The sequence below is a fragment of the Modestobacter altitudinis genome (assembly GCF_005930475.1).
GTDB classification, from domain to species: domain Bacteria; phylum Actinomycetota; class Actinomycetes; order Mycobacteriales; family Geodermatophilaceae; genus Modestobacter; species Modestobacter altitudinis.
Genome location: NZ_SJEW01000030.1, coordinates 1 through 18,189, shown reverse-complemented (window position 1 = coordinate 18,189; position 18,189 = coordinate 1). Strand labels below are relative to the sequence as shown.

Genomic DNA, 18,189 nt, shown 5'->3' with positions numbered 1-18,189 from the left:
ACGCGCTCGCAGGTCACCGGCCAGGACGATCGCCGTCGTCCGCGGCTGGCCGGGCCGGCCATGCCCGGATGCCCCGGTCCGACCGGAGCAGCGCATCGACCCATCGGGCGCGCGGATCGGCATCGACCAGCAGCGCCTTCACCAGCAGGGTGAGTGGCACGGCCAGCACTGCACCGAGCGAGCCGAGCACCCAGGCCCAGAACACGAGGGTCACCAGCGTGACCGTCACCGACAGGTTGACCACGTCGCCTATGTACTTGGGTTCGATCAGCAGGGTCAACACGAAGTTGACCACCGTGTAGAGCAGCGCGACCACCAGCGCGAGCCCCCAGCCGCCATCGAGGAGCGCCAGCACCGTCGGCGGCAGGAGACCGATCCAGAAGCCCACGTAGGGCAGGTAGTTGGTGATGAAGACGAGGAGGCCCCACAGCAGCGCGAGCGGCACCCCGAGCAGGGCCAGCGCGATCGCATCGACCACCCCGGTGAGCAGGCCGAAGGCGGTGCTGACCGCCACATAGCGCCGGGTCGAGTGGGCGAAGCCCCGGAGAGCGACGACCAGTTCGGGCCGGTCCTCGGCGACCAGGGCAAGTCGCCGACCCGCGCCGGAGGCCTCCATGGCCAGGAAGAAGAGCAGGGTCAGCAGCAGGGCCAGGCTGCTCAGCACCCCGGTCACGCTGCGCAGCAGGTCCCCAGCCCAGGTCACCGCCTGGCCGTAGTCAGCGTCCGCGGCCATCTCCCGGAGCTGATCGGCGTCGACACCCAGGCTCGAGAGCACCCGGGACGCCGAGTCGGCCAGCGCCGTCGCCTCGTCCTGGTACCGGGGCAGCGTGGCCGCCAGCTGCGCGAGGGACACGACGAGGACGGCTGCCAGCGCGAGCAGGGCTCCGTAGACCACGACGACGAGCGCGGCAGTCGCAACCCAGGACGGCACGCCCCGTGCGCGCAGCCAGCGCTGCACCGGCAGCACTGTGATCACGATGACCGCCGCGACGAAGGCCGGTCCGACCAGCCAAGCCAGCTCCCGCAGCCCGGCGACGACGGCGACAGCCGCGGCTCCGCCCAGCAGGACGGTCACCCCGCGCGGCCACGAAGACCGGTCCGAGTGTCCTGGTTGGCCCTCGCCGCCCGGGCGGTCGGGCGGTTGATCCTCGACTCGCCCGGTCATCACGCTCGTTCTAGCACCGACCGCCGTGCCCGGCCACACCGCGCACAGCAGGCGGTGGTCGCGGACGGTCAGCGCGCCGGGACGGGTGTCCCGGGAGCTGCGCCACGAGAGGCACCTGGCCGGACGGGTGGGTACGGTCCTGGTGACCGTCGACGACCGGGCAGCGCACACCCCTGAGGAGGAGCATGTCGACCTCGACCGGGCGGCGGTTCGAGCGGGACGCCGGCGTGGGGGATGCTGGCCGCGGAGCAGTCAGCACGGTGGACGTGGCTCGTCCTGCTGTGCGGTCGCAGGCACCCGGGCGGGTTCGCGGGTGAGCGGCAGACATGCCGGGGCACGTGGCAGCGGTCGGTCGCGCTGGCTGCCGGTGGCGTGCGCGCTGGTGGTTGCCGCCGTCGCACTGAGCGGCTGCACTGACACCGATGGTGCGCCGACGACCTCGACCGGCGCCGCGGCAGCGGGCGTCGGGTCAACCGAGCAGACGGTCAGCGACACGATGCCGAGCGTGGTCGAGATCAGGTCGAGCACCGCGACCGGCTCTGGGGTGGTGTACGACCGGGCCGGGCACATCGTCACCAACGCGCACGTGGTCGGCCCGGACCGCTCGGTGCAGGTGCTCGCCGCCCAGACGGTCGGCCCGCTCACCGGCACGGTCGTCGGCACCTTCACACCGAACGACCTCGCGGTGGTCAAGATCGACCCGCCTCGCGGCCTGCGCCCGGCCAGCTGGGCCAACTCCGCTGAGCTCGCCGTCGGCACCCCGGTGCTGGCGATGGGCAACCCGCTGGGCGTCAGCGGCACGGTCACCGACGGCATCGTCAGTGCGACCGGCCGCACCGTCACCGTCCCGGCGAACGGCACCTCCCCGGAGCTGACCTTGCCCGACATGATCCAGACCTCGGCGGCCGTCTCCCCGGGCAACAGTGGCGGGGCCCTCGTCGCGCTCGACGGGAGCGTCGTCGGCGTCCCCACCGCCACGGTCGCCACGGAGGGCGGCCCTGCCGCCGGGGTGACTGGGTTCGCCATCCCGGCGGACGACGTCCTGGCCCTGGCCGACCAGATCATCGAGACCGGCACCGTCACCCGGCCCGGGCGGGCCAGCATCGGTGCAGAGGTGACGACGGTGCTCGACCCGACCACGGGACGCCCTCGTGGACTGGGCGTCGTCGCCGTCGACCCCGGCGGGCCGGCCGATCAGTCGGGGCTCCGCCCTGGGGACATCGTCGTCTCGGTGGACGGCACGGGGACGCTGACGACCGGGGAGTTCGGGGACGTGCTGGCCACCCTGCCGGTCGGCGAACCCGTCACGGTCACGATCCGCCGCGGAGCCGAGCGTCAGGACCTCACCCTCCGCCCGGTCGAGCTGCCCGGCTGAGGTCGGGCCTCCCGCTCCCGGAGGGCTCACCGACGCCGCGATCCGACCTCCACCTGGCGCAGGGTGGGCCACAGCACCAGGGTGGCCAGGCCGGAACAACCGAGCGCGAGGCTGTGTGCGGCGAGGTAGGGGTTGTAGTCCAGCACCGGGTCGGGAGTCGCCGGGACCTCGCCCAGCACCAGGACGATGCCCCCCACGACCAGGGCCAGCCCGCTCACGAGGGCCAGTGCCACACCGACCGTCCACACCCGGAGCGGCCGGCGCTCGGACACCGGCCGCAGCTGGCCGCTGCGCGCCAGGCAGGCCAGGACGAGACAGGCGGCGGCCAGCGCGACGAGGTCGGCGCCGACGGTGTCGCTGAGCCGGTGCCACTTCGCGGTGACCGTCTGGGCACCGATCGCCACCGCGTAGGCCGCCCCGACGGCCACGCCGACGCCTCGCCAGCGGTGGGGCAGCACGATGAGCACCGCGAAGAGCGCGGACATCGCGATCGTGGTGTGCCCGCTCGGGAAGCTGTTGTGCGTGTAGTCCCCGGTCACCGGGATGAGCTGCGGCCGGGGGAGGACCCGCTTGAGCGTCTCGGTGATCACCGTCGACCCGGCCAGGACGGTCCCCGCGCCGACGGCCAGGCGGAGCCCACCCCGCCACCAGGCGGCCAGCACCACGACGACGGAGACCAGTGCGAACGAGGACAGCGTGATCCAGGACAGCTGGTCCGAGGCAGCGAGGCGCGCCGCTCCGGTGGCCTGGTCGGCGCCGCGCAGTGCGGCGTTCTCGATGCGCTGGCCGGTGACGGTCCGCACGGCGGCCCAGTAGGTGACCGCGACGAGGACGGCGGCGACGGCGGCGACCAGCAGCCAGCGGCGCGGGTGGGGGGTCGTGCGCTCGGAGTCCATGCGACCCTCTCGTCGGTCGTCGTCGGCCTGCCCGAACCGGGATCAGGGACAGGTGGTCTGCTGCGGGAGTCCCGCGAGCCGGTCCTGTGTCCACTGCTCGAGGTCGGCGTTCAGTGCCGAGTCGGGCTCGAGGACGCCCATGTGCGTCTTTCCCTCGTACCGCTCGTAGGACAGCGGGCGCCCGGCGGCGCAGAGTCGTGCCGCGTAGTCGTCCTGCAGGCGCGGGCTGATGACCTCGTCCGCCATGCCCTGGGCGAGGAACAACGGGGCGGCCCACGGCCCCAGCGGCACGTTCTGCCGCAGCCGCCGACCCACGGCACCGGCCGCCGGGTCGTGCACGAGCATGGGGGTGTCCCGGGAGACGGCGACGCCGGTGAGGACGGTGACGAGGGTCCCCGGTTCGCTGGTGCACCGGGCGGCCGCCTCCTCCACCAGCGTCCGCGCCGCCGGGGTGACGTCGGCGAGGGAGATGTCGGGATAGGTCCGGCTGTAGGCGGCCAGCACGAACGAGATCCCCAGGCTGGCCCCGAGGGCGCCGGGGTGGGAGGTGACGAGTTCGGCCATGCCCAGCGGGTCGCTCGCCGCCGACAGGGCGGCGGTCCCGACGACGTCGACGTCCGGCGCGTACGTCGGCGCCAGCTGCCCGGCCCACAGCGCGGCGTGCCCGCCCTGGGAGTGTCCCCAGATGACCGTCTCGGGCGCCAGGTCGAGGCCGTCGACCTGGTGCGCGGCCCGGACGGCGTCCAGGACCGAGCGTCCCTCGCCCTGCCCGATCAGATAGGGGAAGGCGCCCTCGGTGCCCTGACCGATGTAGTCGGTCGCGACCATGCCCCAGCCGTTGCGGGCCAGGGCGTCCATCGACGGCATGCCCTCGGTGGAGATGGCGTTCCGCCCCAGGCTGGGGGCGCAGGCCCGCGCGACCCCGACCGTGCCGTGAGCCCACGCGATCAGCGGTGTCGGCCGGCCGGCGGGCTCGGTGGGCACCGCGACCACCCCGCTCGCCAGGCCGGGGACGCCCTCGTCCGCGGTCGTCGTGTAGAGGATGCGGTAGGCCGTCAGGCCCTGCGGCAGGTCCCCGTCGTAGGGCTCGGCGCGCAGCAGCTGGCCGGGCTCGTCGGGGACGACGTCCGGCGCGTCGTAGAAGTCGTCGAGCACCGGGATGCCGCCGCGGAACTGTCCGCTGACCACCAGCGTCGCGCCCGCCATCAGCAGGACGACAGCGGCCGTCCAGCGCAGGGCAGGGGGACGCGTGCGCCGGGGCGCCGCGCCTGCGGTGGCCGACGATGCTCGCCTCACCGCGATCGCCCTCCCGAGGAGGGTCAGACCGAAGCCGGCGGTGCGCACCCCGAAGAGGAGGGCGACGATCAGCAGGGTGGCGTCCGGCCACGCCCATGCGACGAGGCCGAAGGCGACCTCCGACAGGCCGAAGGCGCCGGTGAGCAGTCGGTCGGTGGTCAGGCCGCGACGCAGGTCGAGCAGCTTGACGACCCCGGTGACGAACAGGAGGCCTGCCACGAACGGCCCGAGCAACTGCAGGCTCCGGCCGAGCCAGGCCAGCACGGCCGATCCCGCGAGCACCCAGCCGATCCCGATGGCCAGCGACAGTCTCCCGGCCTGGTCGCGACGCGTGACCAGGTCACCCACGCCGGAGACCACGCAGCTGGCGCCGGTGTAGATGCCCAGGGCCGTGAGCGAGCTGAGCGGTCGCAGGGCGAGCAGGAGGCCCAGCGCCGTGGTCGCCGCGCCGATGACCACCAGCACCCACTCCGGCGCTCGGGCCAGCAGGCAGGGCAGCGCGCGGACCCGCCGACTCACGCGGCGGTACGGCGTCTCGGACTGCACGACGGGAAGGTAGCGACACCGTCATCCGTCCCCACCGGCCGATCAGCCGTCGCCCGCCGACCTCGGGAACGCCGGTCCCAGGTGATTGGGTTCTGCAGATGGGCCCCGCGACCGACTTCCCGGTGCACGTCCTCAGCCCCCTCATCGGTGCTCTCGCCGTGACCGGAGCGCTGGTGTGGTCGCTGAGGCGGGATCCACGCTCGCTACGCAACGGCGTCCTCGCGGTCCTCGCCGTGCACTACCTGCTGGGGCTCGTCGTGTTGGTTGCCTCGCGGTCTCCCCTCCTGGAGGGCCTGACGGACGCCGTCACCCTCGTGGTCGGAGGAGTGGTCGCTCTCGGTCTCCTGCTCCTGCCGTTGCTGCTCGTCGTGGACGGCGTCCTCATGCTCCGACGGGAGAGCCGGTCGCTGGGCAACGCGCTGTCACTGCTGGCAGGGCTGTCGCTGCTGGGCCTGCCCGTCATCCTCGTCCTGTTGCTCCGCCACGAGAACCCGGTGACCGGCACGCTGGCCGTGGGCCTCCTCGCTGCCCAGGCCTGCGCAGGCCTGCTGTTCCTGGTGTTCGCAGTGCACACCGCGCTGTACTCCTGGACGGCCCGGCGCGCGTCGGGCTCGGCAGTGATCGTGCTCGGAGCCGGCCTGGTCAGAGGTCAGGTGCCGCCGTTGCTCGCCGCGCGACTGCGCCGGGCCGTCACCGCCGTCGAGGAGCGGGCCGAGCCGATCCCGATAGTCGTCAGTGGCGGGCAAGGCCCGGATGAGCCCTACCCCGAAGGCCGGGTCATGGGGGAGTGGCTCCGCCAGCACGGGGTGGCCGCCGACGGCATCCTGGTCGAAGACCGGTCACGCACCACGCGGGAGAACCTCCTCTACAGCGCGCACCTGCTGGAGCAGCATGGCGTGCCCGCGCCCTACCTGGTGGTCACGAACGACTACCACGCTCCTCGGGCGGCCATGCTCGCGCGCGTGCTCGGCATCGACGCCCAGGCGATCGGTGCTCCGACTGCTCGGTACTACTGGCCCAGCGCCTACCTCCGGGAGTTCGTGGCGGTGCTCGTCGACCATCGCTCCCTGGTGCTCCTCCCCGGCCTGGCGATCGGGAGCATGATGCTCGCCACCTGGCTGTCCCTGACCGCCGTCTGACGGGAGCGCGCTCGCCCGGCGACGCCGGTGCCGGTGGCTGTCTCTCCTGCGCATCTGGGTCTCATCGCCGCCGCTGACCGTGAGCAGGGGTGATCGGTGCGGCCTCCCGTACGCGGCGGGAGCCCGGCCTCGGCTCATGTCAGTCGGCCGACAGCCGGTGGTGGGTGTCGGCGAAGTCGACGCCGGACGAGGAGACCTCGAACAACGTCTCGCCCTCCCCGGGGGTGGGGTCGGGCAGGTCGACGACGTCCATGACCTCGGGGCCGCCGAAGCGGGTGATCTGCACAGCACGCATGTGCAGCAGGCTGGGGCGTGGCGAGCCCGGCATCAGTGCCGGCCAGGACGGTCGCGTGGATCGGTCGGAGGCCCATGCAGAACTCAGCGCCGATGGTGGGCTGCCCGCCGTAGCACCAGGGCCAGTTGCAGGCGCAGTCGACCGGCTGGTTCACGGACACCCCAGCCGAGCGCGGTCTCGGCGTGCAGCAGCCGGTCCTGGAGCGTGGAGTGGTGGACGTGCAGCGCCCGGGCGGCGTCGCGCAGGCTCGTCGCGGTGGCGACGGCGTCCAGCGTGGCCAGCGCCCACGGCCCGACGGTTGCGGCGTGCTCGAGCGCCCGGACGTCGGGCACGTCCGAGCCGTCGGCGGCCCGCACGAGCAGCGGCAGCGCGCCCAGTCCGTCGGCGTGCACCACCCGCGGGCCCGGATCATCCTCGGTGCCCTCGGCGGTGAGCCGGAGCGCCAGCCGGGCCTGCTCGCCCGAGGCCGGCAGGTCGACCACCGCGGCGGCCGGTCCGACCCCTAGCCGCACGCCCTCGGGAAGGACGCCGTCCAGACCCAGCACGAGGGAGCGGCCGCCGGCGAGGGCGACCGCCCGTGCCGTGGTCGTCACCCCGAGCCGACGGGCGGCGGCCAGCCGGTCGGCCTCGGGGGCCGCAGCGTCGAGCACGAGCTCCACCGAGGCCGGGTCGTCGACCACCCGACGTGACCGGGTCCGTTGGAGCACGGTCCGGATGGCGGCCGCCGCCCGCTCCAGGACGACGGCCTGCACGGTCCCTGGCGGGTTGGTCCCCTCGAGCCAGAGCACGGCGTCGGTGCCGGCCACCTGGGTCGACGGCCACCCCGGGTCGACGACCGGGTCCGCTGCGGTGCTGACCGTGCCGTCGGCCTGGACGCGCACGACCAGACCGCGGGGCCGGTCGACCAGCAGCATGGGGCAGTCGGCCAGCTCGGCTGCGCTGCGGACGATGGACTGCAGGTCCGCCCGCGCCTCGGTCAGCGCGTCGAAGTGCCCGATCACCCGGACCGCCGCGCCCGCCTCGGGGTCCAGGGCCGCGAGGCGGAGCGCGAGGTCGTTCACCGGCCCACTGTGGACCTCCGAACGTCTGGTGACCAGGGCGTCACGGCGCGAGCAGCTGGCGCAGCCACCGCAGCCGAGCGGCCCGGGCCTCGCGGGAGATCCGGGCATCCGGCACGAACTGGTCGAACCCGTGGCAGCCGCCGGGCCACACGTGCAGCTCGGCGACGCCGCCGGCCTGCCAGATGCGGGTGGCGTAGGCGACGTCCTCGTCCCGGAAGGTCTCCGTCGACGCCACGTCGATGAAGGCCGGCGGCAGGCCCGACAGGTCGGTGGCCCGGGCCGGGGCGGCGTAGGGCGAGACGTGGGGGCCGCCGCGGTCGTCCCCGAGCAGCGCCGTCCAGCCGGTGTCGTTGGAGACCTGGTCCCATACGCCGACACCGCGCATCTGGTGCGCGGAGAAGGTGTCGTTGCGGTCGTCGAGCATCGGGTAGATCAGGAGCTGCCCGGCCAGGGCGACGTCCCCGCGGTCGCGGGCCATCAGCGCCAGGGCCGCCGCCAGCCCGCCACCGGCGCTGGCCCCGGCCACCACGATGCGATCGGGGTCGATGCCCAGGTCGGCGGCGTTGCGGGTGGTCCACAGGAGCGCGGCGTAGCAGTCCTCGACCGGACCGGGATGAGGCGTCTCCGGGGCCAGCCGGTACTCCACCGACACCACGGCGAGTTGCAGCTCGGCGGCCCAGTCCATGACCTCGAGCAGGCCGGTGCGGGCGTCGCCGATGATCATGCCGCCGCCGTGGGTGTGCAGGACGGCTGCGGTCGGTGCGGCCGCGCCCGTCGGGAGGCAGACGATGACCTCGACGTCCGGCGCGCCTTCCGGGCCGGGGACCGACCGGGTGGTGACGGTGAAGGCACCATCCCGGTTGAGCTCCTGGTCGGTGGCCGGTGGCATCGCAGGGTTGGGCTGGCGCAGCAGCGGGATCATGTCGGCGGTGAGGGCGGATGGGATGAGCCCGGCCAGCGCATCGAGTGCCGCCGCGACATGGGGGTCGAAGGGCGGCTGGGGCGCGTCCGCGCCGTTGGCTGCCGAAGGTGACGTCAGTGTCAAGGATCCTCCTGGGGCGAGACGGCCGATCGTGACCGCCGTCACCATCGTCTCTTCGCCCCCCGGCGGAGACCCAGCGCCAGGTGGCGGGCGTCTTCCGCCACGTGGCGGTGGCGAGCTCGGAGGCGGGACGGCGAGGTGTGTCCGTTGGCCGACAGCGGTGATGCACGTCAGCGAAGAGCTGACTCTGCGTGGCGCCGCGACCTCCTGCGACGAGCGCTGCAGGGGACTGCAGCTGTGCCGTCCGGGCGTGTTGGTGTTGCCTGCGTCGACCGGCAGGGTGACGCCGGTGATGCACCGCGCCCCGTCGGAGGCCAGGAACAGCACCGCCTGGGAGATCTCGCGTTCGGCGAGGCCCGGGCTGGGGCTGGAGGGAGTTCCAGGGCGGCGTCGAGGTCCGGCAGGATGTTCATGCCCGCGAGCGGGTGCACGACCATCGTCGGAGTCGCGATCGCCGCCGCCTGGCTCACGCGGTCGAAGTCCAGGAACTGCCCCGAGCCCAGGTCCTGGTCAGGTCCCCCGGCTGGCGAAGACAGCGAGGGCGGCCAGCCGCGCGGACTGTGGTGCCCCCCGGTGACACGCAGTCCTGCACCCTTCCGAAGGGGCCACCGGGGGGTGCCATCGACACCATGCGGTCGTGGTGACCGGGATCGCCGGCGCCTGGGGCAGCGTCGGGCCGAGTTCCTGCAGCCGATCGCGCACGCGCATGGCCCCACCCCGACCGGCTGCGAGCCGAGGAGGGCGGTCATCGTCGCGCGCGCTGGGCCGGCGTTCGTCGCCGTTCATCACCGGGCCCCGGATCCCGGGCGCGTCGACCAGCTGACATGCGTCTCAGGACACCGGGATCGGCATCCTCCCGCATGTGACGGCCAGGACCCTCGCGAAATGACTGTTAAGTAGACTTAACATCATGTACGGTTTGGCTGACGTCCCGACACGCTGGAGGTTGTGATGCCCTATCGGGAGAAGATCGCCTGGCTCTCGCTGATCGCCATTGCCCTCACCCTCGGTCCCTACTTCGTCCGCGCCGCCGTGTCCCCACCGAGCAGCGACCTACCGGGCCTGGACTACTTGGTCCTGTTCGCAATCGCGGCCCTCGCCCAAGCGCTGCTGATCGGGTCGGGGCGGTGGTACCTGCGGCACCGGTCACCCTTGGATGCGCGCACGCCACCCGACGAACGTGATCGTGCGATCGACCGCCACTCGGTCGCCGCGGCGTACTACGTCCTGGTCGTCGGCGTGATCTTGGTCGGTGTCGTGATGCCGTTCAACAACAGTGGTTGGGACATCATCAATGCGGCTCTGTTCGCCGTGACCCTCGCAGAGGTGGTCCACTACGCGTGCGTGGTGACGAGCTACCGCCGGCAGTCGTGATCGAGGGGTCGCTGGCCAACCGGATACGCACGTTGCGGTTCCTCCACGGCGAGATGTCGCAGACCGAGCTGGGCCAGCGCATCGGCGTCACCCGGCAGACGATCGCCGCAATCGAGTCCGGCAGGTACTCCCCCTCCCTCGAAGCGGCGTTCCGCATCGCACATGTCTTCGGGGAGGACCTGGGAGACGTCTTCCAATGGACCCCCGTCCGACCGACTGAGGGGCGTGCCGGCGGCTGACGTCCCGCTGGGTGGGGGGATGCCGGACTGACACCACCCGGCGGGACGTCACCGAGGTGGGCCGCCCGAGTCGATGCCGGCCGTGGAGCGTGGTGTGGCGGTCGGCGAGCAATGGACCACGTGGTGGGCGAGCGTCACACGCGGGTGCGGGCTCGGGCGACCCCCGTGCCGCCGGGTCAGGTCAGTCGCGCGACACCTGATGGTGAGTGTCGGCGGAGTTCACGCCGCTGGATGAGATGTAGAAGAGCTGCTCGCCGTCCCCGGGGACCGTGTCGGGCAGGTCGACGACGTCCATGACCTCGGGGCCGGCCAGGCGGGTGATCTGCACAGCACGCGTGAGGGTGGGGCCAGGTGGGAGGACTCGGCGGGTGGTTCCTACCCGGTGGTCACTCCGGTGGGCGGGCGTTGCGAAGTTCGTCGACTCGTTCGTGGGCCGTCATGTCCCGGAAGTCGTCAGGCCTTGCAGGCAGAGCGCGCTGTGCGCTGCGAGGTGTTCGCCATGGCTGCTCGTCAGCACCGAGCGAGATCACGAACACCGAGCCGCCTACCACGGCACGACCAGGCCCAGCCGGGTCGCCACTGCGTCGGGGAGCACCGCTGGCTCCGGGTCGGGCGTGGCGGGACCCACGTCAGATGTGTGGCGCGTGCAGCTCGAGCCAGACGCGCTTGCCGCCGTGGTGGTCCTCTGCTCCCCAGCGGTCAGCTATGGCCTCGACGATCTGCATGCCGCGGCCACGGGGGGCCGTGTGATCGAGTTCCTGGACGACGGGCCGGATCGCTGAGCCGTCGGTGACGGAGATGCGCAGCCAGGTCTCGGACAGGCTGACCTCCAAGGTGAGCACCGACTCGGCACCCGCGTGGTCGACCACGTTGGCCACGAGCTCGGTGACCAGCAGCTCGACGTCCTGCCGGTCGTGGGGCGAGACCCAGGCGGTGAGGAGCTCACCGACCATGCGCCGGGCGGACACGACACTTCGCGCCGTTGGTCTCAGGTCCGCGGTCGCGGTCAGGGTGGACATGCGGGGCCTCGTTCCGGCCGGGACGGCTCAAGAGGATGTCCCCGACACACGATCCGGTGGGGGGCAACACGGTTCGGCACCAGTGTGCGCACACCCGATCACGCTGCGCAACCCCCGTTGCATGCAACGGCTGTGACGACTGGCGTAGTCTGGTGCGGACGCTGCCGCTGAGGCGGTCGCAGAGCGGAGGGTCACGTGCAGCCGGAACCGCTGGAGGGCGGGGCAGACGCCGCCCTCACACTGCTGATCGAGGCGCTCGGCAGTGTGGTGGACGAGCTCACGCTGGCTCGCGAACGCGCACGCACCCTGTGCGAGCAGCGCGCCGAGGGGCGGGACTGGTACGACATCGTCTCGTCTGAGGACCGTCCGCTGATCGTCGAGCAGATGAGCAGCGCGATGGCCTCGCTGTCCACCGTGGGAAGTCAATGGCGCCGCGAGCAGGCTGCTGCGCTGTCTGCGGAGAACGTGAGCATCAACAAGATCGCGGCGCTGTACGGCGTCACCCGCCAGCGGGTGTCCGCGCTCCTCCGCGAGCGGGGCATCGATCCCGACCGGGTGAGCGCCGACTCGGCGGAGTAGCGACTCCAGCGCGGGGTCGAGCACCTCGTCGACCAGCAAGTCGATCCACCTGCGGTCGCCCTGCTCACTGCCGGGTGGGAGCTCGACCGGGATGCCATCGGGGGTGCGGGCCCGTGTGGGCGTGGAACTCGAGCATCGTCATGCTGGAGGCGCACAGAGCTGCTCCACGAATGCGGCGCCGGGAGATCCTGTGGTCCCCGTCGCGCGATCGAAGGAGGCCGAGCGCTGTCCGTGGGGGATCGGTGTTGCTTGGCTCGCGCACTGCGCAGCAGTCCGGCCGAGGTGCTCACCGCCGATCGTGCCTGGGCATCCCTCGATCTCCCCGTTCGTGTCCAACTGATCCGGTAGCCCGCTCAGGCCGGCTGCAACACCCGCCGCCGGCCCTCCACCTGCATCCGGCCAGCCCGCCGGCCGGCCGTCACCAGGGACGGGGTCGGGCAGGTCGACGACGTCGATGACCTCGGGGCCGCGAAACGGGTGATCTGCACAGCACGCATGCCGGGCAGCCCAGGGACAGCGGGCCCCGGGGCGCCATCCCGTGACGGGCACCGGCGGCCGTCGGGCATCGTCCTGGCCGACCCCGCGGAGGGCTCGCGCCGAGGTGCGGGGAGTGGGGACGGTGACCAGCTGTCGGCTCCGGGCTGAGACGTACGGGCCCTCCCGCTCGACGAGGACCCCCACACTTCCGGTCACTGCGGGGTCAGCCCGTGCAGGTCGGCCCGGTAGCCACCCGGTCCAGCCGTCCGTCGGGGGACTCAGCGCCTGGTCTCGTACCTGGTCAGGAGCACGCCGTCGGGAAACGTCCGGGTCTCCACCAGGGTCAGGTCCACCCAGTTGTCCAGGGCCGTGAAGAACGGCGTGCCGCCGCCCACCAGGACCGGGTGGGTGACGATCGCGTACTCGTCGATCAGCCCGGCCCGCATCGCCGCCGCGGCGAGGGTGGCCCCGGCGATGTCCATGGGGCCGCCGTCCTCGGCCTTGAGCCGGGTGATCTCGGGAACCGCGTCGCCGGTGACCAGGCGGGTGTTCCACTCGACCGCGCTCGGCGTGGAGGAGAACACCACCTTCGGCATGTCCCGCCAGCGGCGGGCGTACTCGATCTGCGCCGGGGTGGCGCCGGGCTCCCGGTCGGCGGCCGGCCAGTGGGAGCTCATCCCCTCCCACAGTCTGCGCCCGTACAGCGCCAGGCCGGTCGCCCCCACCCGGTCGGACCACCACTGGAACAGCTCGTCGTTCGGCCTGCTCCAGCCGAGGTCGTCGCCGGGCGCGGCGATGTAGCCGTCCAGGCTCAGGTTCATGCCGTAGGTCAGTCTTCGCAACGGTGTCAGCCTCCGGTGAGTCGGTGCTCGCCGTACAGACCGGCACGGCACGGAGAAGTCATCGGTCAGCCCACACCGAGGACCGGTTCACCTGCACACTGACGCTCGGCAGGTCAGCCGGCGCCTCCTGCCCGCTGCTCCGGGAACCTCGCTCTCTGCCGCCTTTCGCGCCATGACGCCAGTTGGCCGATTCCCGGTGGTGAGCATCCGCCGGGCTCACGCCGCTGGCGGAGATGTGGAACAGCTGCTCGCCGTGGCTGGGACCGGGTCGGGCAGGTCGACGACGTCGCGGCTGCGTTCCCCGCGGGGCGGGCCGCCCCCTGGCGGGGCTGGTGCTCGGCCGACCGGTGGATGACGCATGATGGCATCGTCCAGATCGCGGGCGACATGTCGCGCGCACGCCAGACGCAGTGCTCGGGGGAGATCAGGTGGGCGTGGACGTGGGCGACGTCGGCCGCGTCGACGCCGGGGACCTCGCCCTGGTCTTCGGGGCGCTGCCCACGGCCTACCTGGTGATGTCCCCGGACCTGACGATCGTGGACGCGAACCCGGCGTACCTGCAGCTCCTCGGCCGCACACGCGCGGAGCTGATCGGCCGCTACGTCTTCGACGCCTTTCCGCCCTCCGCCGAGGCGCTGGACGCCAGCGGCGCCAACCCGCTGCAGACCTCGTTCGAGCGGGCCCGCGACACCGGGGCGCCGGACCACATGCCGCTGTTCCGGTACGAGGTGCTCGACCAGGAGACGGGCCGCCCGGTCCTGCGCGCCTGGTCGCTGATCAGCGCGCCCGTCCTCGACGAGACCGGCCGGGTGCGGTTGTTGCTGCAACGGGTGGAGGACGTGTCGGAGTACCTGGCCGAGCGGGAACGGCTCGCCGAGAGCAGTGCGGCGGGCAGCTGGGCCCGCCTCGACGGGCTCGAAGCCGACCTGTTCGCCCGCACTCAGGAGCTGCAGGCGGTGCTCGCGTCCCGGGAGGCGGCGACCAGCCGGCTGGCGGCCATGGCGCAGGTGGTGCTCCAGCTGACCGAGGCCGACACCGTCGCGGACGTCACCAGCATCCTCACCGGCGCCGGTCTGGCGGCGATCGGCGCGGACGGCGGCGCCATCGCACTTCGCGACGACGACCACGGCGTCGTCCACGTGACCATGACCCCGTCCCTGGGGTCAGGGGCGCAACGGCGGTTCGGCATGATCGACCTGGACAGCCGGCTGCCCGCCGCGTGGACGGCACGCACGGGGGAGCTCCTGGTCTACGAGAGCCAGGCCGAGGCCGAGGCCTGGTCGCCGGAGATGCGGGAGGCGTTCGAGCAGTCCGGGCAACGGTCCTGGATCGCCGTCCCGCTGTCCGCGAGGGGCCGACTGCTGGGGTCGTTGCTGGCCGGCTGGACGGCGGAGCGTTCCTTCACCTCCGACGAGGTCGACCTGGTGCAGGCCTTCGCCGCCCAGTCCGCGCAGGCTCTGGACCGGTTGCAGACCCTGACACAGGAGCGCCGTTCCGCTGCGCGCAGCCGGCAGCTGGCGGAAGAACTGCAGCGGAGCATGCTGACCGAGCCCTTCCAGCCCGACACCTGCCAGATCGCCGTCCGGTACCTGCCGGCCACGGGCACCGCCCAGGTCGGCGGAGACTGGTACGACGCGTTCCTGCACGTCGATGGGGCCGTGAACCTGGTCATCGGCGACGTCGTCGGCCACGACACCGGTGCCGCAGCGACCATGGGGCAGCTGCGCAGCCTGCTGCGCGGCATAGCCGTGGCCGGCGGACCGAGCCCGGCGCAGGTGCTCGACACCCTCGACAGGGCGATCGTCCAGCTCGGCCTGGACACCTACGCCACCGTCGGCATGGGTCTTCTGGAGCAGACGGCCGAGGAAGCGAGCCGGGGTGTCGCCCGGCTGTGCTGGGCCAGTGCCGGGCACCTGCCGCCGGTGGTCCTCGACGCGGACGGCGGGCTCGTCGGCGTCCCCGAGGTCTCGGGCCGGCTGATGCTGGGCGTGGACGCCGCCAGCACCCGTGGGCAGATCGCCATGGAGTTGCCTCCCGGCGCGACGGTGCTGCTCTACACCGACGGGCTGGTCGAGAGGTCCGGCAGCGACCTGGACGCCGGCGTGGGAAGGTTGCGCCGGCTGGCCACCGAACTGGCGCACCTGCCGCTCGAGGAGCTCTGCGACCAGGTCCTGGAACGGCTGGTCGACGCACACCCCACCGACGACGTCGCGCTCGTCGCCGTGCGGCTGCACCCCCCACGGCCCGCCGAGGCCGGCCCCCTCCCCGGGGACGTCGCCGGCTCCGGACGGGAGCACCCACCCGCGGACGACCATGACCGCCCGTCAGCAGCCGACGCGACCGTGCGCGGATCCCGCCTGACGCCGGCGGAGTACGCCGAGGCCCACGCCTCCTGGCGCGGCGACAGCCCGGTCCCCGCCGCGGCCGAGATCCCGCTGTCGCTGCAGCTGGAGTCGCTGCGCGGCCTGAGCCTCGTGCGCCGGCGGGTGCAGCACTTCCTGCTGTCCTCGCTGGGCGCGACGCGGGACCAGGACGTGCCGCCGGCCGTCGAGGACGCCGTCGAGCGGGCGGTCCTGGTGATCGACGAGCTCACCTCCAACGCGCTGCGCCACGGATCGGCGCCGGCCAGTCTGCACATCGGTGACGACGACGGACGGTGGATCGTCATCGTCACCGACGCCGCCCCCGGGCAGGTGCCCACGCCGGCCAGGGAACGCCCCGCCGGGCAGGGCGGCTACGGCCTGTACGTGATCGCCGACCTCACTGCCGAGCACGGTGTGCACTACGAGCCCGACCGGAAGCTCGTCTGGGCCTCCCTCGTCAAGCCGACCTGACCCCACGCCGCCGATGTCTCGGGCGGGGGAGCTGAATGCACGTCAGCGGGCCCCGAACGCGTCGCTGGTGGCCCGCCGGATGACCTCGTAGCAGGAACAGGCACTGCTCTGCAGCCGCACGCGGTCCTGCACGGTGATGAGACCGCGGGTGGCTGATGCTCCCGTCCTCGGCAAAGGGACTGGGCGACCTCGCTGACCGACGCACGGCGGACGGCGGACGGCGGACGATGCCCGGGACCCCCCTCGTCCGGCACGACCTGGCCGTGGGCCAGCTCAGCTGACCGGCAACGCTGCCAGCCGGGCGGCGAGCTCTGCGTTGCGCCGCAGGAAGGGCACCCATCCGTCGGGCGCTTCGGTGCCGGGCACCGACCGGGTGCAGGTCTCCTGCTCCCAGACACGCAGGCGGCCGTCCCGGATCCGCAGCCTGACGAGGACGTCGTCTCCCCACGCGGTGACGTCCTCATGCCCTCCCTCGCCGTGCGCGGTGACCCGCTGCGGCGCGACCACCCACTCGACCGCCTCGATCTCCTGCTGGAGCCGGGCGGCGGCCTCGTAGGCCTGCGCCCCGGCCGCGGCGTCGCGCCGGGCGGTCAGCCCCGCCAGCGCGGCGGCGACCGCCGTCGGCTCGCGGTCCAACACCGACGCCACGGCGCTCGCCAGCTGCGCGACGGGGGTGTCCTGCCCACCGCGCAGCCGCGCCAGCTCTCGCTCGCCGGCGGTGCGGGTCGGGCCGGCGTGGCCGAGCGGGTACAGCCGTTCGAGTCCGGACACGGCCAGTCGCACCTTGCCGGCCCCGAGGTAGGGGCCGAAGCGGCGGACACCCGGTGCCGGCCGGTGCGCTGAGGCGAGCCCGAGGCGTGGCGCCTGCGGCGAGGCGTCCAGGCCGATGCTGACGGGCAGCTCCAGGCCGCCGACGATCCGGTTCCACGGGGGCAGCGACCGCTCGAGCAGGTTGCGTTCGGCCCAGGCCGCCTCGTGCGCGGAGTCGCAGACCAGCGCCTCGATCCGGGCGACCCGGGGCATCATCCGCCGCAGGTGGCGGCGGTCCCGCAGATCGCCCCAGTAGGAGCTGACCCGGCGGCGCAGCTCTCCAGCGCGCCCGACGTACAGCACGCGGCCGCTGTCGTCGAGGAAGCGGTACACGCCCGGAGCGGCCGGCAGCGCGGCGACGGCGTGCGGTCGGGCGGGCATGCCCCCATCCTGCGCACGGCATGAGCGCCGGTGGCGGCGCCGCGCCCCACTGCTCCCAGCTGTCCCACCGGTCACGTCCGGTCCGGCGAGGAGGACGCCCCTGCGCAGGGACGTCCCCCTCGACGCCGTCACCCCGATGGCCTCGATGCGCGCCCCAGCTGGTCCGTCCGGGACGCGCCGGTCGAGGCCTCAGGTCATCGGCTGGTCTGCGCCTCGCGACGCGGGAGCACCCAGTCGGGCCGCACGTAGTGGCAGGTGTAGCCGAAGGGGATCTTCTGCAGGTAGTCCTGGTGCTCCGGCTCGGCCTCCCAGAACGAGCCGGCCGGCGCGACCTCGGTGACGACCGGGCCGGGCCACAGGCCTGAGGCGTCGACGTCGGCGATGGTGTCGAGCGCGACGCGCTGCTGCTCCTCGCTCGTGTAGAAGATCGCCGAGCGGTAGGCCCGGCCCACGTCGTTGCCCTGCCGGTCCTTCGTCGACGGGTCGTGGATCTGGAAGAAGAACTCCAGCACCTCCCGGAACGAGATCACCTCGGGGTCGAAGACGATCTCGACCGCCTCGGCGTGGTCCCCGTGGTCCCGGTACGTGGCATCCGGGGTGTCGCCCCCGGAGTAGCCGACGCGGGTGGAGAGCACCCCCGGGCGCTTGCGCAACAGCTCCTGGGCGCCCCAGAAGCAGCCGCCGGCGAGGATCGCGGTCTCAGTGGTCACGTGTGCCTCCTTCTGTGTTCAGCACGAGGGGTGAACACCGCGACCCCGGCCGGTGTTTCCTCCTCGGGGCACAGCGCGATGACCGTCCCCGGGTGACCAGGTGCCGAGG

General features: G+C 73.0%; 18 protein-coding genes. 6 read left to right on the top strand and 12 right to left on the bottom strand.

All coding sequences use genetic code 11. The features are described from left to right. Positions 1 to 13 precede the first annotated feature (13 nt). On the bottom strand, positions 14 to 1,075 hold the full coding sequence (locus FHL79_RS12840) for an AI-2E family transporter (RefSeq protein WP_218938449.1): 1,062 nt from the start codon (positions 1,073 to 1,075) through the stop codon (positions 14 to 16). Between the two features lie 342 nt (positions 1,076 to 1,417). Continuing rightward, positions 1,418 to 1,693 (bottom strand): hypothetical protein, encoded by a 276-nt coding sequence (locus FHL79_RS25115; protein ID WP_171058146.1) that lies wholly within the window; start codon positions 1,691 to 1,693, stop codon positions 1,418 to 1,420. On the opposite strand from FHL79_RS25115, the gene FHL79_RS12835 reads away from it, so the two are divergent. Further along, positions 1,671 to 2,540, top strand: coding sequence for a S1C family serine protease (locus tag FHL79_RS12835; RefSeq protein WP_171058145.1), 870 nt, complete (start codon positions 1,671 to 1,673; stop codon positions 2,538 to 2,540). The two genes, FHL79_RS25115 and FHL79_RS12835, sit on opposite strands and share 23 nt — an antisense overlap. A gap of 26 nt (positions 2,541 to 2,566) precedes the next feature. Here FHL79_RS12835 and FHL79_RS12830 read toward each other — a convergent pair whose 3' ends face one another. Together FHL79_RS12830 and FHL79_RS12825 are read right to left on the bottom strand one after the other, a co-directional pair. After that, positions 2,567 to 3,436 carry a phosphatase PAP2 family protein gene (locus tag FHL79_RS12830; RefSeq protein WP_138758986.1) on the bottom strand — a complete coding sequence of 290 codons (870 nt, stop codon included), beginning with the start codon at positions 3,434 to 3,436 and terminating at the stop codon, positions 2,567 to 2,569. Positions 3,437 to 3,478: 42 nt separating this feature from the next. Beyond that, the gene (locus FHL79_RS12825; protein WP_138758985.1) at positions 3,479 to 5,278 is read right to left on the bottom strand and encodes a lipase family protein; all 1,800 of its coding nucleotides are present in this window, start codon (positions 5,276 to 5,278) and stop codon (positions 3,479 to 3,481) included. Between the two features lie 98 nt (positions 5,279 to 5,376). On the opposite strand from FHL79_RS12825, the gene FHL79_RS12820 reads away from it, so the two are divergent. Next, on the top strand, positions 5,377 to 6,417 hold the full coding sequence (locus tag FHL79_RS12820; RefSeq protein ID WP_138758984.1) for a YdcF family protein: 1,041 nt from the start codon (positions 5,377 to 5,379) through the stop codon (positions 6,415 to 6,417). Positions 6,418 to 6,556: 139 nt separating this feature from the next. Here the strand turns inward: FHL79_RS12820 and FHL79_RS12815 are convergent, their stop codons facing one another. From FHL79_RS12815 to FHL79_RS12805, 3 genes are all read right to left on the bottom strand, one after another. Beyond that, the gene (locus tag FHL79_RS12815; RefSeq protein ID WP_138758983.1) at positions 6,557 to 6,712 is read right to left on the bottom strand and encodes a Zn-dependent oxidoreductase; all 156 of its coding nucleotides are present in this window, start codon (positions 6,710 to 6,712) and stop codon (positions 6,557 to 6,559) included. A gap of 83 nt (positions 6,713 to 6,795) precedes the next feature. Then, on the bottom strand, positions 6,796 to 7,773 hold the full coding sequence (locus tag FHL79_RS12810; RefSeq protein ID WP_138758982.1) for a helix-turn-helix domain-containing protein: 978 nt from the start codon (positions 7,771 to 7,773) through the stop codon (positions 6,796 to 6,798). A gap of 40 nt (positions 7,774 to 7,813) precedes the next feature. Beyond that, positions 7,814 to 8,818: an alpha/beta hydrolase gene (locus FHL79_RS12805; RefSeq protein WP_246080720.1), complete on the bottom strand. Its 1,005-nt coding sequence runs from the start codon at positions 8,816 to 8,818 to the stop codon at positions 7,814 to 7,816. Positions 8,819 to 9,766: 948 nt separating this feature from the next. On the opposite strand from FHL79_RS12805, the gene FHL79_RS12800 reads away from it, so the two are divergent. Both FHL79_RS12800 and FHL79_RS12795 read left to right on the top strand, forming a co-directional pair. Then, positions 9,767 to 10,189, top strand: a complete 423-nt coding sequence (locus FHL79_RS12800; protein ID WP_138758980.1) for a DUF2178 domain-containing protein — start codon at positions 9,767 to 9,769, stop codon at positions 10,187 to 10,189. Continuing rightward, positions 10,186 to 10,428, top strand: a complete 243-nt coding sequence (locus FHL79_RS12795) for a helix-turn-helix transcriptional regulator (protein WP_138758979.1) — start codon at positions 10,186 to 10,188, stop codon at positions 10,426 to 10,428. The genes FHL79_RS12800 and FHL79_RS12795 overlap by 4 nt, the downstream gene beginning before the upstream one ends. 181 nt (positions 10,429 to 10,609) lie before the next feature. On the opposite strand, the gene FHL79_RS12790 is transcribed toward FHL79_RS12795, so the two are convergent. Both FHL79_RS12790 and FHL79_RS12785 read right to left on the bottom strand, forming a co-directional pair. Beyond that, positions 10,610 to 10,756, bottom strand: a complete 147-nt coding sequence (locus FHL79_RS12790) for a Zn-dependent oxidoreductase (RefSeq protein WP_246080718.1) — start codon at positions 10,754 to 10,756, stop codon at positions 10,610 to 10,612. A 301-nt stretch (positions 10,757 to 11,057) separates the two neighbouring features. After that, positions 11,058 to 11,447 (bottom strand): ATP-binding protein, encoded by a 390-nt coding sequence (locus FHL79_RS12785; protein WP_138758978.1) that lies wholly within the window; start codon positions 11,445 to 11,447, stop codon positions 11,058 to 11,060. Positions 11,448 to 11,642: 195 nt separating this feature from the next. Here FHL79_RS12785 and FHL79_RS12780 point away from each other — a divergent pair, with 195 nt between their 5' ends. Continuing rightward, complete coding sequence (locus tag FHL79_RS12780; protein WP_138758977.1) at positions 11,643 to 12,026, top strand: hypothetical protein; 384 nt, start codon at positions 11,643 to 11,645, stop codon at positions 12,024 to 12,026. A gap of 755 nt (positions 12,027 to 12,781) precedes the next feature. On the opposite strand, the gene FHL79_RS12775 is transcribed toward FHL79_RS12780, so the two are convergent. Then, a complete protein-coding gene (locus FHL79_RS12775) occupies positions 12,782 to 13,345 on the bottom strand; it encodes a dihydrofolate reductase family protein (protein ID WP_138758976.1) in 564 nt (187 codons plus the stop codon). Positions 13,346 to 13,773: 428 nt separating this feature from the next. On the opposite strand from FHL79_RS12775, the gene FHL79_RS12770 reads away from it, so the two are divergent. Further along, positions 13,774 to 16,179, top strand: coding sequence for an ATP-binding SpoIIE family protein phosphatase (locus FHL79_RS12770; protein ID WP_138758975.1), 2,406 nt, complete (start codon positions 13,774 to 13,776; stop codon positions 16,177 to 16,179). A gap of 273 nt (positions 16,180 to 16,452) precedes the next feature. On the opposite strand, the gene FHL79_RS12765 is transcribed toward FHL79_RS12770, so the two are convergent. Beyond that, a complete protein-coding gene (locus FHL79_RS12765; RefSeq protein ID WP_138758974.1) occupies positions 16,453 to 17,370 on the bottom strand; it encodes a hypothetical protein in 918 nt (305 codons plus the stop codon). Between the two features lie 194 nt (positions 17,371 to 17,564). Continuing rightward, entirely contained in the window at positions 17,565 to 18,080 is a 516-nt protein-coding gene (msrA, locus tag FHL79_RS12760; RefSeq protein ID WP_138758973.1) for a peptide-methionine (S)-S-oxide reductase MsrA, read from the bottom strand. Positions 18,081 to 18,189: the final 109 nt, after the last annotated feature.